Origin of the sequence: Enterobacter sp. Res13-Sevr-PEC09-46 (assembly GCF_015672585.1) — a bacterium.
GTDB lineage: Bacteria > Pseudomonadota > Gammaproteobacteria > Enterobacterales > Enterobacteriaceae > Enterobacter > Enterobacter hormaechei_C.
Map to the genome: position 1 here is coordinate 292,070 of NZ_JADABR010000005.1, position 14,408 is coordinate 306,477.

At 52.2% G+C, this 14,408-nt stretch carries 16 protein-coding genes; 7 read left to right on the plus strand and 9 right to left on the minus strand.

The window, feature by feature from the left end; translation table 11 throughout:
* Positions 1-8: 8 nt before the first annotated feature.
* Complete coding sequence (locus IMQ56_RS02640) at positions 9-1,115, plus strand: hypothetical protein (protein ID WP_196063737.1); 1,107 nt, start codon at positions 9-11, stop codon at positions 1,113-1,115.
* Between the two features lie 51 nt (positions 1,116-1,166).
* Here the strand turns inward: IMQ56_RS02640 and IMQ56_RS02645 are convergent, their stop codons facing one another.
* From IMQ56_RS02645 to IMQ56_RS02655, 3 genes are read right to left on the minus strand one after another with little or no spacing between them, the layout of a single operon-like run.
* Positions 1,167-1,709, minus strand: coding sequence for an acireductone dioxygenase apoprotein (locus IMQ56_RS02645; protein WP_015571163.1), 543 nt, complete (start codon positions 1,707-1,709; stop codon positions 1,167-1,169).
* On the minus strand, positions 1,706-2,395 hold the full coding sequence (gene mtnC / locus IMQ56_RS02650) for an acireductone synthase (protein WP_006809660.1): 690 nt from the start codon (positions 2,393-2,395) through the stop codon (positions 1,706-1,708). The genes IMQ56_RS02645 and mtnC overlap by 4 nt, the downstream gene beginning before the upstream one ends.
* Complete coding sequence (locus IMQ56_RS02655) at positions 2,392-3,006, minus strand: methylthioribulose 1-phosphate dehydratase (protein WP_017694328.1); 615 nt, start codon at positions 3,004-3,006, stop codon at positions 2,392-2,394. The genes mtnC and IMQ56_RS02655 overlap by 4 nt, the downstream gene beginning before the upstream one ends.
* Positions 3,007-3,128: 122 nt before the next feature.
* Here IMQ56_RS02655 and IMQ56_RS02660 point away from each other — a divergent pair, with 122 nt between their 5' ends.
* Positions 3,129-4,289, plus strand: coding sequence for a pyridoxal phosphate-dependent aminotransferase (locus tag IMQ56_RS02660; RefSeq protein ID WP_017694327.1), 1,161 nt, complete (start codon positions 3,129-3,131; stop codon positions 4,287-4,289).
* Here the strand turns inward: IMQ56_RS02660 and IMQ56_RS02665 are convergent, their stop codons facing one another.
* The 3 genes from IMQ56_RS02665 to IMQ56_RS02675 form a co-directional block, all read right to left on the minus strand.
* Positions 4,290-4,916, minus strand: a complete 627-nt coding sequence (locus IMQ56_RS02665) for a ParB/RepB/Spo0J family partition protein (RefSeq protein ID WP_017382492.1) — start codon at positions 4,914-4,916, stop codon at positions 4,290-4,292.
* Complete coding sequence (locus IMQ56_RS02670; RefSeq protein ID WP_017382491.1) at positions 4,901-6,124, minus strand: phosphoadenosine phosphosulfate reductase; 1,224 nt, start codon at positions 6,122-6,124, stop codon at positions 4,901-4,903. The genes IMQ56_RS02665 and IMQ56_RS02670 overlap by 16 nt, the downstream gene beginning before the upstream one ends.
* Positions 6,125-6,250: 126 nt before the next feature.
* The gene (locus IMQ56_RS02675) at positions 6,251-7,171 is read right to left on the minus strand and encodes a LysR substrate-binding domain-containing protein (RefSeq protein ID WP_017694326.1); all 921 of its coding nucleotides are present in this window, start codon (positions 7,169-7,171) and stop codon (positions 6,251-6,253) included.
* A gap of 621 nt (positions 7,172-7,792) precedes the next feature.
* On the opposite strand from IMQ56_RS02675, the gene ahpC reads away from it, so the two are divergent.
* Together ahpC and ahpF are read left to right on the plus strand one after the other, a co-directional pair.
* A complete protein-coding gene (ahpC, locus tag IMQ56_RS02680; RefSeq protein WP_014882974.1) occupies positions 7,793-8,356 on the plus strand; it encodes an alkyl hydroperoxide reductase subunit C in 564 nt (187 codons plus the stop codon).
* 188 nt (positions 8,357-8,544) lie between these two features.
* The gene (ahpF, locus tag IMQ56_RS02685) at positions 8,545-10,110 is read left to right on the plus strand and encodes an alkyl hydroperoxide reductase subunit F (protein ID WP_017382489.1); all 1,566 of its coding nucleotides are present in this window, start codon (positions 8,545-8,547) and stop codon (positions 10,108-10,110) included.
* Between the two features lie 59 nt (positions 10,111-10,169).
* Here the strand turns inward: ahpF and uspG are convergent, their stop codons facing one another.
* Complete coding sequence (uspG, locus tag IMQ56_RS02690) at positions 10,170-10,598, minus strand: universal stress protein UspG (RefSeq protein ID WP_006809652.1); 429 nt, start codon at positions 10,596-10,598, stop codon at positions 10,170-10,172.
* 181 nt (positions 10,599-10,779) lie between these two features.
* Here uspG and IMQ56_RS02695 point away from each other — a divergent pair, with 181 nt between their 5' ends.
* On the plus strand, positions 10,780-12,018 hold the full coding sequence (locus IMQ56_RS02695) for a zinc-dependent alcohol dehydrogenase (RefSeq protein ID WP_015571156.1): 1,239 nt from the start codon (positions 10,780-10,782) through the stop codon (positions 12,016-12,018).
* A gap of 10 nt (positions 12,019-12,028) precedes the next feature.
* On the opposite strand, the gene yldA is transcribed toward IMQ56_RS02695, so the two are convergent.
* Together yldA and rnk are read right to left on the minus strand one after the other, a co-directional pair.
* A complete protein-coding gene (gene yldA, locus IMQ56_RS23105) occupies positions 12,029-12,118 on the minus strand; it encodes a small membrane protein YldA (RefSeq protein ID WP_015571155.1) in 90 nt (29 codons plus the stop codon).
* Positions 12,119-12,255: 137 nt separating this feature from the next.
* Complete coding sequence (gene rnk, locus IMQ56_RS02700) at positions 12,256-12,666, minus strand: nucleoside diphosphate kinase regulator (protein WP_006809650.1); 411 nt, start codon at positions 12,664-12,666, stop codon at positions 12,256-12,258.
* Between the two features lie 262 nt (positions 12,667-12,928).
* On the opposite strand from rnk, the gene IMQ56_RS02705 reads away from it, so the two are divergent.
* A complete protein-coding gene (locus tag IMQ56_RS02705; RefSeq protein ID WP_003858756.1) occupies positions 12,929-13,549 on the plus strand; it encodes a flavin reductase family protein in 621 nt (206 codons plus the stop codon).
* 1 nt (position 13,550) lies between these two features.
* A complete protein-coding gene (locus tag IMQ56_RS02710; protein WP_026094381.1) occupies positions 13,551-14,405 on the plus strand; it encodes an AraC family transcriptional regulator in 855 nt (284 codons plus the stop codon).
* The last annotated feature ends 3 nt before the right edge of the window (positions 14,406-14,408 follow it).

Below are 14,408 nucleotides of genomic sequence, written 5' to 3' on the forward strand. Positions count from 1 at the left end.
GGGCTAAAATGAATGATAAATTACAAATTTATGCTGATAATATTAAAAGTACTGGATTTATTTTAGAAAGTAAAGTTTCTGATTTTTTAAATAATCATGGTTGGGGGGTTATTAATAATAAATATTATATAGATGATGTTCAAAGTGTTGCGCGAGAAATAGATATTATTGCTTACAAAGCGACAAAAGTTAGAGATGTATTAGTTTATACAACTCTCATAATTAGTTGTAAGAAAAATGAAGAAAATGTTTGGGCGTTATTAGTGAAAAACATTAAGCCCAATGATCCTAATATAGATTATGAGCCATTGAAAAACTGGAGTAATCACCCAGTACTAAACTATGAATTGAATTTTAATAACAAAGAGAAAATCGGCGTGCCGGATGGTATTGTTTATGAAAAAATTTTCAACGTAACAAAAAATGTTTTTGCTTTTCAAGAAATGAGTAAGAAAAGTGGAAGATCAAATAATGATAAAAATATATTCAATTCGATAACGTCATTGATGAAAGCGCAGTTTTATGAGTTAACCTCTTTATCATCAAGAAAAAAAGAACGTAGTGTTTATTTTTTCCATCTAATGTCATTAATTGATAGTGAGATGATACTACTGGATTGTGAAGGAGATGAAATACATCCAAGCGAAACGGAATCGCATACTATCATAAGTAATTATATTATAAATGGTGAATCGACTGCTTCAAAAATAAATTTCATGACACTTAATGGTTTTTTAACTAATGAAATTTATTATCAAAAACTTCACGAATATTATGTAACTTATATCAATAAATGCTTTTCGAATTTTTACAATGATGCTTTTTCTAATATTGATAAACGTAAGATTTTAACAAAAGAACTATGGCATAAGTATGGGGCAAAGTTATCGCTCGAAGTAATGAGGGGTTTTAAAGTATATGATCGTTTTAGCATAGATGACATCTGGCCTTCTGATGATTCGCTAATAGTTGAGATAACTACTAAGAGTTCGCAGCTTAACGAGCTGTTGGAGGGTAGCGAAAAAATAAAAGAGCAACTTCGAATTTATATTGAAGACGTTTTTAACATGAAAGTGAATAAAAAAATAGCTTTTATAGATGATATTCCATTTTGATTCGTTAAAAGTGCCATTGATTAACGTTAATGGCACTAGAAATGTAAATACCTATGCCAGCCTTGGATACGCATCCGCAATCGCATCACCCGTAAACTGCGCCACCCAACCCTCCGGGTTATCGAAAATACGGATCGCCGTAAAGTTCGGCTCTGAGCCCATATCAAACCAGTGCGGCGTGCCCGCAGGGACTGAAATCAGGTCGTTTTTCTCGCACAGCACCTGATACACCTCATCGCCAATATGCAGGCAGAACAGCCCGGCACCTTCCACGAAAAAGCGCACTTCGTCTTCGCCGTGGGTGTGTTCGTTCAGAAACTTCGCGCGCAGCGCCTCTTTCTGCGGATTGTCGGCGCGCAGGCTAATCACGTCCCAGCTCTGGTAACCTTTCTCTGCCACCAGCTTGTCGATCGCATGCTGATACGCTTCGATCACGGCTTCGGGCGCAGGATCGTGGCCTAAATCGCGATCCGCCGCCCAGCGTTCAAAACGCACGCCTTTCGCGTTCAGCTGTTGGGCAATCTCGGCGGCGTCGGTGCTGTGCCACTGATGCTGACTGGCGTCTTTATCGGAATAAATGGTCAATGCGCTCATGAAGGGATCTGCTCCGGATTAATCTCGTCAAACTGGTGGATCTGATGATGATGGCTTGCGCCGTCATCTTCACCGCGAATCAGTTGCAGGGTGCGAAAACCCGCCTGTTCAGCCGCGTCCAGCTCCTGATGAATATCCGACAGAAACAGGATCTGCGACGGGGCAATGCCCGTTTGCGCCGCAATATTTTGATAAGACTGCACCTCGCGCTTGGCGCCAATGTGGGTATCAAAATAGCCGCTGAACAGATGAGTAATATCACCTTCGTCGCTGTAGCCAAATAACAGTTTCTGCGCGGCGACAGAGCCAGAGGAATAAACATAGAGATCAATCCCTTGCGCCTTCCATTTTTCCAGCGCGGGCAGTACGTCAGGATAGAGGTGTCCGGTAAAGTCACCGTTGACGTAACCGTCCTGCCAGATGATGCCTTGCAGGGCTTTGAGCGCCGTCGATTTGCGGTCTTCATCCATAAAGGTAAACAGTACGTTGATGAGATCGCTGACGCTGGCATGCGGAGCGCTGATTTCATCGCGCAGGTTGTCCAGAATCGATTTGACCGGCTCGGCGTACTGCTGCGCGGTCACGAAGGCCGCCAGCCGCTCACGCGCGTAGGGGAACAAAACATCATGGACAAAACGGATATCGCTGGTGGTCCCTTCAATATCCGTCACAATCGCGCGAATCATACTCTCTCCCATTGTCGTAAACGCATTTCGCATTCAAATAAGAATTCTAAACCTTCCAGATGACGGCGGGCTTCGGCCACGTCGCGTCCCCAGCAGGTTAAGCCATGGCCGCGCAGAAGAAAACCATAATTAAGCGGGCGTGCCTGCGCGTAATGGGCGATGCGCGAGGCGAGGGCGTCGATGTCCTGGTCGTTATCAAACACCGGGATGGCCACCGTATCCTGGTGCGTGGTCTGCCCGGTAAGGGATTTTTGCATCTCGAAACCGGTGATCTTCAGCTCGGCCTCGTTGACCAGACGCGACAGCACCGTGGCATTGACAGTGTGAACGTGCAGGACGGCGTTAGCCTCGGGAAACAGGCGATAGATGAGGGTATGCAGCCCGGTCTCTGCCGATGGTTTACGGCCAGACGGCGCACGGTTGGTGGCGATTTCAACCTGTAGAAAATCGGCGGTGGTCAGGCTGCCTTTGTCTTTTCCGGATTCGCTCAGCCAGCACAGGTGTTCATCCTGACGCAAGGACATATTGCCGCCGGTAGCGGGCGCCCAGCCTTTAGCGCCAATCCAGCGGCAGGCCTCGACCAGGTGTGTGAGTTGCAGGTTGTCTGTCATTTCCTTTTACCCTCTCGGTCAGGAATATTTATATCGTTTAGACGTCTAAGCGTCTTGATTGCCAAAGACTAACATCGTGTTATAGTGTCAGCAACATAAGTATTACAGGCAGGCACACTACAATGAGCAATAACCCGTTGATCCCGCAGAGTAAACTTCCAAATCTCGGCACGACGATTTTTACCCGGATGAGCGCTCTGGCGCAGCAGCATAACGCCATTAACCTCTCGCAGGGGTTCCCGGATTTTGACGGCCCGCGCTATTTGCAGGAGCGTCTGGCGTACCACGTGGCGCAGGGGGCAAACCAGTACGCGCCGATGACCGGCGTGCAGGCGTTGCGTGAAGCCATTGCGGATAAAACGGCTGAGCTGTATGGCTATAAACCTGATGCGAACAGCGATGTCACGGTAACCGCAGGGGCGACCGAAGCGCTGTATGCGGCGATAACCGCCCTGGTGCGTACCGGCGACGAGGTTATTTGTTTTGACCCAAGCTACGATAGCTACGCCCCGGCGATTGAACTGGCCGGCGGCGTAGTGAAACGCGTGGCGCTCCAGCCGCCGCATTTTCGTCCGGACTGGCAGGCGTTTGCCGCGCTGCTGAGCGATAAAACCCGGCTGGTGATCCTGAATACGCCGCACAACCCATCGGCGACGGTGTGGCAGAAGAGCGATTTTGCCGCCCTGTGGCAGGCCATCGCCGAACGTGAAATCTATGTTCTGAGCGACGAGGTGTATGAGCATATCTGCTTCGCCGAAGAGGGACATGCCAGCGTGCTGGCGCATCCGCAGCTTCGTGAGCGTGCAATCGCGGTATCGTCATTTGGCAAAACCTACCATATGACCGGCTGGAAGGTCGGGTACTGCGTGGCGCCCGCCGCCATCAGCGCTGAGCTGCGTAAAGTGCACCAGTATCTGACGTTTGCGGTGAACACACCCGCTCAGCTGGCGCTGGCGGATATGCTGCGCAGCGAACCCGGACACTACCGTGAGCTACCGGATTTCTACCGTGCGCGTCGGGATCGGTTTGTGGCTGCGTTGAGCAAAAGCCGTCTGGAGATTTTACCCTGTGAAGGGACCTATTTCCTGCTGGCCGACTACAGCGCGATTTCCGATCTGGACGACGTGAGTTTCTGCCAGTGGCTGACGAAAGAGGTGGGCGTGGCGGCCATTCCGCTGTCGGTGTTCTGCGCCGATCCCTTCCCGCATAAGCTGATCCGACTTTGCTTTGCGAAGCAGGAATCGACGCTGCTGGCAGCGGCAGCGCGGTTAAACGCGCTCTGACTATTTCACCGTCCAGGCTTCAGAAAAACGACGGTCTGCGAAGAGTTCGAGCAGACCGTTGATCTGCTTCAGACGCAGTACTTCATCGCTGTCCATACCCAACTCCTGGCCAATTTTCTGCTCACTCCAGCCCATAAGCACCAGCTCGCGCACGATTTCTGACATGGCGTTGATCTGGTGGCGTCCGCGCGCGCGGTTGTGGCGAATGGTCGCCGCCATGCGGTCGAACTTTTCCTGCCGCGCTTTACGCAGGCAGGTGACAGGAAGGTAACCCTTAAGCTGGCGCTTCAGGGGCGCCCGGTTACTGCCGATATCATGGCGGTGAAAACCATCGACAATTTCGTAGTGCTGTGGCGCATTTTCCGTCACCACGATAGGCTGTGTGAATCCATCCAGCTCCAGTGACTTGCTGAGCAGCCGCTTTTCCGGTGGCGCGACGTTATTTGGGTTGTAATCGTTAGCGCTGATGTTTGTCTTTTTTATCCACAATACGCAATCGACGGGCTGATCGCGAAAAGGGCTGATTTCATGTAATGCCTGACGAAACGCATTAATAGCGGCTATTCGCTCTTCCTCAGAAAGTGCCTGAAGGTACGTTTCCATTTCGGTGATTATTCGTTGTTGCATAAAATCCCCCATTCCTTGCGTTTTGCTTTCACTCTGTCGCTGTAGCGCTGATAGTGTTTGGGCTTATTTGGGCTAAACGAAAGTGCCCGGCACCAATAGTCATTGTTGAGTAAAACCTTACAAATGCGTCGCCAGGAGGGGATATCTTTTGCACCAATGTCACCCTCCTGCGTATCGGGAATATCGTTCATGCCTCGCTTTTGATACCAGTGGAGATAAACCGCGATTTTATTGCGGTAATGTTCCGCCGTATTTTGCGGCATGCTGTCGAGTAGCAGCATGGCGTATTCGCGCCAGCCAAGATGGTCTGGTTTCAGGATCTTCCGGTGGCCATAAAAATGGTTATCGTGCCCGGCATAAATACCGCCGCTGCGCACCCCGCAGGCACGCTCACACATCGCCGCCCAGCGTTCGGGTTCAATGACATGATAGAGCCACAAGCCCTGACGCTGTTCCGGGCCAAACGGTTCGCAGATGCGCATATAACGCGGCGGCACCCCCGCCTTGTACATCAGGTCGTATAACGGGTTATAGCAACATTTTGATTTCGCGAACCACGTCCAGATGTCGGCGGTTTTCCAGTCGTACAGAGGGTAGATGTACCAGGTGTGCCCGCCCGGTGCGACGGTCGTCCAGGGTTTATCGTCAGAAAAGCGCTGCTTACGTGCCGACGCGATAGCCAGAAAGCGGTTGTAGGATTCATCGGCGCGGATCCCCACCATAACGGCGGCAGGACGTTTTTGCGCATACCATTCGGCAAACTCTCGCACGAAGACTTCAAACGTCATTCCCTGCTGATAAAAATCGAAATAGTGATAATCGGTAATGGCATCTTCCGGTGGCTGGCGAACCCAGTTTGTCCCGGGTTCCCAGCACTGCCATTCAGGTTGAAACTGTGACAGGGCGTTCTGGGTCGTGAGCGGAAGCGCTACCCACCAGAACTGATGGATAACATCCCGATACAGCGTTCTCATCGTGTCAACATGCTGAATGGTTGAGGAGAATTGCGCTTCCCAGTCCAGAAAGATGACATCTATTTTTCGCTTTAATTGCCGTGCTTGCTGGGCAACGAGATGCAGCATCACGGTAGAATCTTTTCCACCGGAAAAGGAAACGCATACCCTGGAGAAATTGTTTAGCGTCCAGTCTATGCGTTCCGCTGAAGCGTCTAAAACATTTTCCTGTAAAGGGATTTTATAGATCGACATGGTTAATCGCATCCTGCGTGTTAAATGTCTGGAAAAAATTAAGACGATATTATGAAATCATTTTTCATTATTTTCACGGGATCATTTTTTCAGTTTGCGATTTTTATATTCATCATATAAATGATTTTACGCAGACGGAGCGGAAAGACAGAGTTTATGCATTTTCTCAATGAACGTTGAAAAAACACTGCTGTTCAGCGATGAACGGCTGTAAAGCATATAGACATGTATTTCGGGCAATTCAAATGGGGCGGCGATCCGTTTTAATTTTAACGTCTCTTTATAGGCTTCATAGATTGATACGGGTATAAAGCCTAACAGATCAGATGAACTGACCATGGAGATAAGCGAAATGATGGAGTCCGTGCGAAAAGCAATATCTCTTTCCGGGAAAAGGTCATTGGCGCGATTCTGGAACTCTTTAACGCCCGGGTGCGCACTCTGGTAAAAGGTGAATTTTTCCCGGTATAACGCTTCAAGACTGACCGTATCGGCGAGTCTTGGATGGTTTTCTCGGCAGATTAACGCTATTGGCACCGTGGCAAAGTGAGAACACACCACAGAGCGATTCTTAATTGGGGCAATAGTAAAGATCAGGTCGGCTTTACGGTAGGCGAGCAGGTCCTCTGCGGATTCCGGAGAGATAAGCATATCTCGTTGTTCTATCTCGTAATTTTCCTCTGACATTAGCAGCTTCATTGGTTCGAGCATATAGCCGGGCGACATCATTTGAGAGCAATAGATAACGAACTTTTTCTTGATGTCCGAGTGATGCATCATGTTGATCGTCTGCTCAATTTGGTTGAGATTCTGTTCAAGATGATGATGCAGGTTGGTGCCCACCGTGGTCGGCGTAATTCCCTTACCTGAGCGGATGAACAGGGGGTCATTGAGCTGGCCACGCAGACGTTGCAGCGACTGGCTCACGGCGGATGGCGTGATATAAAGTGTCTCGGCAGCCTTACTGATACTGAGATGTTGGTAAATGCATTCGAAGATGACTAACAGATTGAGATCGAATTTTTTTAGGTCGTAGAGGTTGGCCATGTTTCGTCCTGAGTGTGCTGTGTTTGCTGTCGTTATCACATCATGGAGTACGACAGAGGGAAGTTACCTTTAACAATCCGTGGGGGTAACTCGCTTAATTTAAAAATTAAGTGATCTTAATATATCACGGCTTTGGATTATTGAAACACAACTTCAAGATTTATTAAGATAATTTTATCTTTAAAGTGTGATTGAATTATTTGAATGACAACTGGCATTTATATATAGCGCGAAATTTATAATGAAATTAAATTTATAACGTTTCTGAGATCTGTTCGATTCTGCCTATCACAACCATAGGCAGGACTATCCCTCTTATGCATTGCTCAATGCGCGCACGGATGCTGTAATCAAAGCGCTGTTACGGCCTTGATACAAGGTATGTAGAGCGCAACGCAACGCCAGCTTCGGCTGGCACTGAATGTACCTGCGGGGAATTCAGGTATCAGGGCCGCCCGTTGAGGCGGCCTTTTTACTTTCAGGCTTTCCTGTAAAAGGTTCACCTTGCTGTCTTGTTGCTGTTGTAAGGTTTGGCTGATTGATTTGATAAAGCATACGCATTAGCCCCGATGAACAAAGTTGGTTACCTTACATCTCAACGAAAACACGGAGGAAGTACAGATGTCCTTGATTAACACCAAAATTAAACCTTTCAAAAACCAGGCGTTCAAAAACGGTGAGTTCATCGAAGTGACCGAGAAAGATACCGAAGGCCGCTGGAGCGTGTTCTTCTTCTATCCGGCTGACTTCACCTTCGTTTGCCCGACCGAACTGGGTGACGTGGCAGACCACTACGAAGAACTGCAAAAGCTGGGCGTAGACGTTTACTCTGTTTCTACCGATACCCACTTTACCCACAAAGCGTGGCACAGCAGTTCTGAAACTATCGCGAAAATCAAATACGCGATGATCGGCGACCCGACTGGCGCCCTGACCCGTAACTTCGACAACATGCGTGAAGATGAAGGCCTGGCTGACCGTGCGACCTTCGTTGTTGACCCGCAGGGCATTATCCAGGCTATCGAAGTTACCGCTGAAGGTATCGGCCGTGATGCATCTGACCTGCTGCGCAAAGTGAAAGCGGCTCAGTACGTTGCTTCTCACCCAGGCGAAGTGTGCCCGGCGAAATGGAAAGAAGGCGAAGCGACGCTGGCGCCATCTCTGGACCTGGTTGGCAAGATCTAAGTCTGTAAAGCCTGGCGGCGCTACGCTTGCACAGGCCTACAGTATCGTAGGCCGGGTAAACGAAGTGCCACCCGGCAATCAATGGGCGCTCCCCGCGCCCATTTCATTCCAGCACCATGATGCAAGTTGCATTCAGGCAGCCCGTATAAGGCGGCTTGCATGATGACGTTTTAAGAGAGGGAAGAATAATGCTCGACGCTAACATGAAAACCCAGCTCAAGGCCTACCTTGAGAAACTGACCAAACCTGTTGAGCTGATTGCCACGCTGGACGACAGCGCGAAATCGGCAGAAATCAAAGCGCTGCTGACAGAGATTGCTGAGCTGTCGCCGAAGGTGACCTTCAAAGAAGACAACACGCTGGCAGTCCGTAAGCCTTCTTTCCTGATCGCCAACCCAGGGTCTGACCAGGGGCCGCGTTTCGCGGGCTCTCCGCTGGGGCACGAATTTACGTCCCTGGTGCTGGCGCTGCTGTGGACCGGTGGTCATCCGTCAAAAGAAGCGCAGGCGCTGCTGGAGCAGATCCGCGATATCGATGGTGATTTTGAGTTTGAAACCTATTACTCACTCTCCTGCCATAACTGTCCGGACGTGGTGCAGGCGCTGAACCTGATGTCAGTCCTCAACCCACGCATTAAGCACACGGCGATTGACGGCGGTACGTTCCAGAACGAAATCACCGAGCGCAACGTGATGGGCGTTCCGGCGGTTTACCTGAATGGTCAGGAGTTCGGCCAGGGGCGTATGACCTTGACCGAAATCGTCGCCAAAGTGGATACCGGCGCAGAAAAACGTGCGGCGGAAGAGTTGAACCAACGCGATGCGTACGACGTACTGATTGTTGGCTCCGGCCCGGCGGGCGCGGCGGCAGCGGTCTACTCCGCACGTAAAGGGATCCGTACCGGTCTGATGGGGGAGCGTTTCGGTGGTCAGGTTCTGGATACCGTTGACATTGAAAACTACATTTCCGTGCCGAAAACCGAAGGCCAGAAGCTGGCCGGGGCGTTGAAAGCGCACGTCAGCGACTACGACGTGGATGTCATTGACAGCCAGAGCGCCAGCAAACTGGTTCCGGCCGCGGTCGAGGGTGGTTTGCACCAGATTGAAACGGCGTCCGGCGCGGTGCTGAAGGCGCGCAGCGTGATCATTGCCACCGGCGCGAAATGGCGCAACATGAACGTCCCGGGCGAAGATCAGTATCGCACCAAAGGCGTGACCTATTGCCCGCACTGTGACGGCCCGCTATTCAAAGGTAAACGCGTAGCGGTGATCGGCGGCGGTAACTCCGGCGTGGAAGCGGCTATCGATCTGGCGGGAATTGTTGAACACGTTACCCTGCTGGAGTTCGCCCCGGAGATGAAAGCGGACCAGGTGTTGCAGGATAAGGTGCGTAGCCTGAATAACGTCGATATTGTGCTCAATGCCCAGACGACAGAAGTGAAAGGCGACGGCAGCAAAGTGACCGGTCTGGAATACCGTGACCGCGTGAGTGGCGATATCCACAGCGTGGCGCTGGCAGGGATCTTTGTTCAGATTGGCCTGCTGCCAAACACCACCTGGCTGGAAGGCGCGATTGAGCGCAACCGCATGGGCGAGATCATCATTGATGCGAAATGCGAAACCAGCGTGAAGGGCGTATTTGCGGCGGGCGACTGCACCACCGTGCCGTACAAACAGATCATCATCGCCACTGGCGAAGGTGCGAAAGCGTCGCTGAGCTCGTTTGATTATCTGATCCGCACCAAAACCGCATAATAAAAGAAAGCAAGACGACACCTGCAATGCCAGAGGCCACCAAAAGGTGGCCTCTTTTTTTATCTCACGACCATCACCGGAATGTGGGTGTGGCGGATCACGCTGGAGGCGTTCGACCCCAGCAGGTGAGTGGTGATGGAAGGGTTACGTGAACCAATCACTACCACGTCGGCATTTAATTCCCCCGCCAGCTCATTAACGGCGTCGCGCACGCTACCGAACCGGACGTGGGTTTTGATGCGGGAAGGATCGATGCTGAAGTGCCCGACCATGGTTTGCAGGCGTGTCTCGGCTTCATGCTGTAAATGCTCTTCAAAACGACGCACATCAGCAGCGAAACGATGCAGGCTCAGGCTGGCAGAGCCCGGTAAAACATGCAGAAGATGAATAACTCCGTCCTGCTGCGCGAGAAATTCCGCGTGACGTACAGCCTTATCACTCAGTTCCATTTCGAAAACATCAACCGGCATAATGATTGTTTGATACATAACCGTTTCTCCTTGTTTATAAACGCTGAAATCATTCAACCACAAAATATAAAAGGTTTCTGTAATCCCGACAGCACTTTTTTATCTCGCCAGGATAAATCTCAAAACAGCCGGATTCCGGGGCAGATCCCGAGAGGTAGCTACCCTTTTATAAGCTTACCCACACCCTTTCGGAGGTTGCATGAAAGCTCTCACCTATCACGGTCCACATCATGTTCGGGTCGATAATGTCCCCGATCCGGGCATCGAACAGCCTGACGATATCATCCTGCGCGTAACGGCCACGGCGATCTGTGGTTCTGATTTGCATCTTTATCGCGGAAAAATTCCCAAGGTCCAGCACGGCGATATCTTTGGTCATGAATTTATGGGCGAGGTGGTGGAGTGCGGGAGCGAAGTGAAAAACGTGCAGAAAGGTGACCGGGTGGTGATCCCGTTTGTGATTGCCTGCGGTGACTGCTTCTTTTGCCAGATGCAACAGTACGCGGCCTGCGAAAACACGAACCGCGGGCAGGGCGCGGCGCTGAACAAAAAGCAAATTCCCGCCCCTGCCGCGCTGTTTGGCTACAGCCATCTTTACGGCGGCGTGCCGGGCGGACAGGCGGAGTATGTGCGCGTCCCGAAAGGCAACGTGGGGCCGTTTAAAGTGCCCCAGCTGCTGTCTGACGACAAAGCGCTTTTCCTGTCAGATATTCTGCCTACCGCCTGGCAGGCGGCAAAAAATGCGCAGATCCAGAAAGGCTCCAGCGTCGCCGTATTCGGGGCCGGGCCGGTGGGGTTACTGACCATTGCCTGCGCGCGGCTTCTCGGCGCAGAGCAGATTTTCGTGGTTGACCATCATCCCTATCGACTGCGGTTTGCCCAGGAGCGCTACGGCGCGATCCCGATTAACTTTGATGACGATAACGACGCGGCGGAGAAAATCATTGAGCAAACGGCCGGACAGCGCGGAGTGGATGCGGTGATTGATGCCGTCGGGTTTGAGGCCAAAGGCAGCACCACGGAAACGATCCTCAGTAACCTGAAAATTGAAGGCAGCAGCGGCAAAGCCCTGCGCCAGTGCATTGCTGCGGTGCGACGCGGCGGCGTGGTCAGCGTGCCGGGCGTGTACGCCGGTTTTATTCACGGCTTCCTGTTTGGCGATGCCTTCGATAAAGGGCTGAGCTTTAAGATGGGGCAGACCCACGTCCATGCCTGGCTGGGAGAGCTGCTGCCGCTCATCGAAAAAGGGCTGCTTACCCCAGAAGATATTGTGACCCACTATCTTCCGCTGGCTGATGCGGAACGCGCCTATAAGATCTTCGAAAAACGGGAGGAGGAGTGCCGCAAGGTGATCCTGGTGCCTGGCGCAGACACCCCGGAGGCAGCGCAGCAGAAAGTAAAGGGACTGGTGAATGCCTTCCCCGGCGGCGTTGTGTGAGGTTCCTCACTCACCAGTGGCGCTCAAGATACAGCACCGCCACGACGAGGATCGCCAGGATGATGAGAAAAACCAGTGTGATAACAAGTATCTCACCCATGACCGTCCCCACGGCACTACAACAGACTAAGCGTGGATTAAGCGGTTTTTGTCCGGTATAGCACAATAGGGTGAATTTGCGGAAAGAGGATGCGGGTGCATCCTCTGTGCAAAGCGGGGTCGCTTGTTCAGAAGGGATTAACGCAGGTAATCGCCAGCGGCTTCGGGCTGGTAGAGCAGCTCAAGCACTTCCAGGTGAGCTGAGGCGCCGCCCGGGAGTTCCCAGTGGATGGTATCGCCCGTGCGCAGTCCAAGCAGCGCTGCGCCCACGGGTGCCAGCACCGACAGTTGCGTGCTGCTGTCGGTCATCTGCGCCGGATAGACCAGCGTACGGGTGAGCTCCTCTCCGGTGGTCAGGTTGCGGAACTTCACCTGGCTGTTCATGGTGACCACATCATGCGGCATGGTTTCAGGCGTACACATCTGCGCCCGGTCGAGCTCTTCGTTCAGCGCATCGGCTACCGGCAGCGAGGCGAATTCTGGTTTCTCCAACAGTCGGTCAATACGTTCTGCGTCGAGTTCATTGATGATAATCGTAGGTCTGGACATTTTTACTCCATGTCGTTAATGCTGCGTGTAACGCAGAAACCAATCCAAAAGAAAACCCTCGCCGTCTGGCAGCGAGGGTTTAACTTATCTGATGATACTGTCTGAAACCGTAAGTTTGAAGTGATGAAGGTCACAATCATGCGCCATATGAATTTTTGGCAATAAACCCGGCGTCCCGATTCACGCTGAACGGAAATTTCGTTACGCTGGAAAGACTGAACCCGGGCAATGCGCGTTGCAGCCCCAGCGTAGAGAGAGCGATATGTACTTTTACCAACCGTCTCAGGGGCACGGCCTGCCGCACGACCCTCTGAACGCCATTATCGGTCCACGTCCGATTGGCTGGATCTCATCCTGTGATAAGGCCGGTCAACTGAACCTTGCCCCGTACAGCTTCTTTAACTGCTTTAACTATCGCCCACCGATCATTGGTTTTTCAAGCAACGGCTGGAAGGATAGCGTGCGGAATATTACCGAAACGGGGGAGTTTGTCTGGAACCTCGCAACGCGCGATCTCGCCGAGGCGATGAATGAAACCTCCGCCACGCTCCCTCATGGCGAGGATGAATTTACCTTTGCCGGCCTGACGCCCGTAGCCAGCCAGCTTGTGAGCTCGCCGCGCGTGGCGGAAAGCCCGGTGAATTTCGAGTGTCGATTGTCACAGTGCATTCAGCTTACCGGCGCGGATGGGACACCGATTGATACCTGGCTGGTGCTCGGCGAAGTCGTGGGCGTCCATATCGCCGAGAGTTTGCTGGAAGAGGGGATTTACCAGACCGCGAAAGCGCAGCCCATTCTGCGTGCGGGTGGACCTACAGCCTACTACGCCATCAGTGACAGCCATCGCTTCGATCTGGTACGCCCGGATGCGCGCAGGGGGTGATATGCGCGCAACCCTGTTGCCCGCCGATCAGCAGTTTTTTGCCGATCTGTTGAGCGGCCTGGTGCTCAACCCACAGCAGCTGGGGCGAGTCTGGTTTGCTCAACGTGGCGCGTCTGACGCTGTCGGAAGCGTGAGCCGCGACTGGCCACGGCTTGATGTCGTTCTTCGCGGGGAATATGGCAACAGACTGGTTACCGGGCAGCAGACCCTCTGCCAGGGGGAAATGCTGTTTCTTCCCGCCCAGGCCGCCAGCGTCCCGGTGTTTGAACGACCGGTCATGCTGCTGAGCATTCTTTTTGCGCCGTCGTGGCTGGGGCTGGTGTTTCATGATACCCGTCACGGGCGCTCCGTGCCTGCGCAGCGACACGTTGAGCTTCCTCACCCTGAACGAGGCGAATGTGCTGCGATGCTGATGGCCCTGACGCACCTGAGCGCTTCCCCGCAGGATCAGGCCATTATTCAACCGCTGGTGCTGAGCCTGCTGCACTGGTGCCGGAAAGTGGTGTCGTCGCTGCCTGAACCGGGACTGTCGCGCGGGGATTTTCTCTATCAGAGCATTTGTAACTGGGTGCAGGAAAACTATGCTGAATCCCTGTCGCGGGACAGCGTCGCCGCGCTTTTTAATATTTCGGCTAACCATCTGTCACGCCTGTTCTCCCAACAGGGGACGATGAGTTTTGTGGATTACGTTCGTTGGGTGCGTATGGCGAAGGCGAGAACCATCCTGCAAAAATACCACCTGCCGGTGGGGGAAGTGGCGAAGCGCTGCGGCTATGCCGATAGCGACTATTTTAGCCGTCTGTTCCGGCGCCAGTTTGGCCTGACGCCGGGGGAGTATCGCGCACGCTTTCAGTGACAG

What these genes read in the sequence shown, in the direction of transcription:
- rnk (WP_006809650.1), bottom strand. Translation starts at nt 12,666, where the DNA reads ATGTCCAGACCTACGATTATCATCAATGAACTCGACGCAGAACGTATT.
- ahpF (WP_017382489.1), top strand. Translation starts at nt 8,545, where the DNA reads ATGCTCGACGCTAACATGAAAACCCAGCTCAAGGCCTACCTTGAGAAA.
- ahpC (WP_014882974.1), top strand. Translation starts at nt 7,793, where the DNA reads ATGTCCTTGATTAACACCAAAATTAAACCTTTCAAAAACCAGGCGTTC.
- mtnC (WP_006809660.1), bottom strand. Translation starts at nt 2,395, where the DNA reads ATGATTCGCGCGATTGTGACGGATATTGAAGGGACCACCAGCGATATC.
- yldA (WP_015571155.1), bottom strand. Translation starts at nt 12,118, where the DNA reads ATGGGTGAGATACTTGTTATCACACTGGTTTTTCTCATCATCCTGGCG.
- IMQ56_RS02695 (WP_015571156.1), top strand. Translation starts at nt 10,780, where the DNA reads ATGAAAGCTCTCACCTATCACGGTCCACATCATGTTCGGGTCGATAAT.
- uspG (WP_006809652.1), bottom strand. Translation starts at nt 10,598, where the DNA reads ATGTATCAAACAATCATTATGCCGGTTGATGTTTTCGAAATGGAACTG.
- IMQ56_RS02670 (WP_017382491.1), bottom strand. Translation starts at nt 6,124, where the DNA reads ATGTCGATCTATAAAATCCCTTTACAGGAAAATGTTTTAGACGCTTCA.
- IMQ56_RS02660 (WP_017694327.1), top strand. Translation starts at nt 3,129, where the DNA reads ATGAGCAATAACCCGTTGATCCCGCAGAGTAAACTTCCAAATCTCGGC.
- IMQ56_RS02655 (WP_017694328.1), bottom strand. Translation starts at nt 3,006, where the DNA reads ATGACAGACAACCTGCAACTCACACACCTGGTCGAGGCCTGCCGCTGG.
- IMQ56_RS02710 (WP_026094381.1), top strand. Translation starts at nt 13,551, where the DNA reads ATGCGCGCAACCCTGTTGCCCGCCGATCAGCAGTTTTTTGCCGATCTG.
- IMQ56_RS02705 (WP_003858756.1), top strand. Translation starts at nt 12,929, where the DNA reads ATGTACTTTTACCAACCGTCTCAGGGGCACGGCCTGCCGCACGACCCT.
- IMQ56_RS02675 (WP_017694326.1), bottom strand. Translation starts at nt 7,171, where the DNA reads ATGGCCAACCTCTACGACCTAAAAAAATTCGATCTCAATCTGTTAGTC.
- IMQ56_RS02645 (WP_015571163.1), bottom strand. Translation starts at nt 1,709, where the DNA reads ATGAGCGCATTGACCATTTATTCCGATAAAGACGCCAGTCAGCATCAG.
- IMQ56_RS02665 (WP_017382492.1), bottom strand. Translation starts at nt 4,916, where the DNA reads ATGCAACAACGAATAATCACCGAAATGGAAACGTACCTTCAGGCACTT.
- IMQ56_RS02640 (WP_196063737.1), top strand. Translation starts at nt 9, where the DNA reads ATGAATGATAAATTACAAATTTATGCTGATAATATTAAAAGTACTGGA.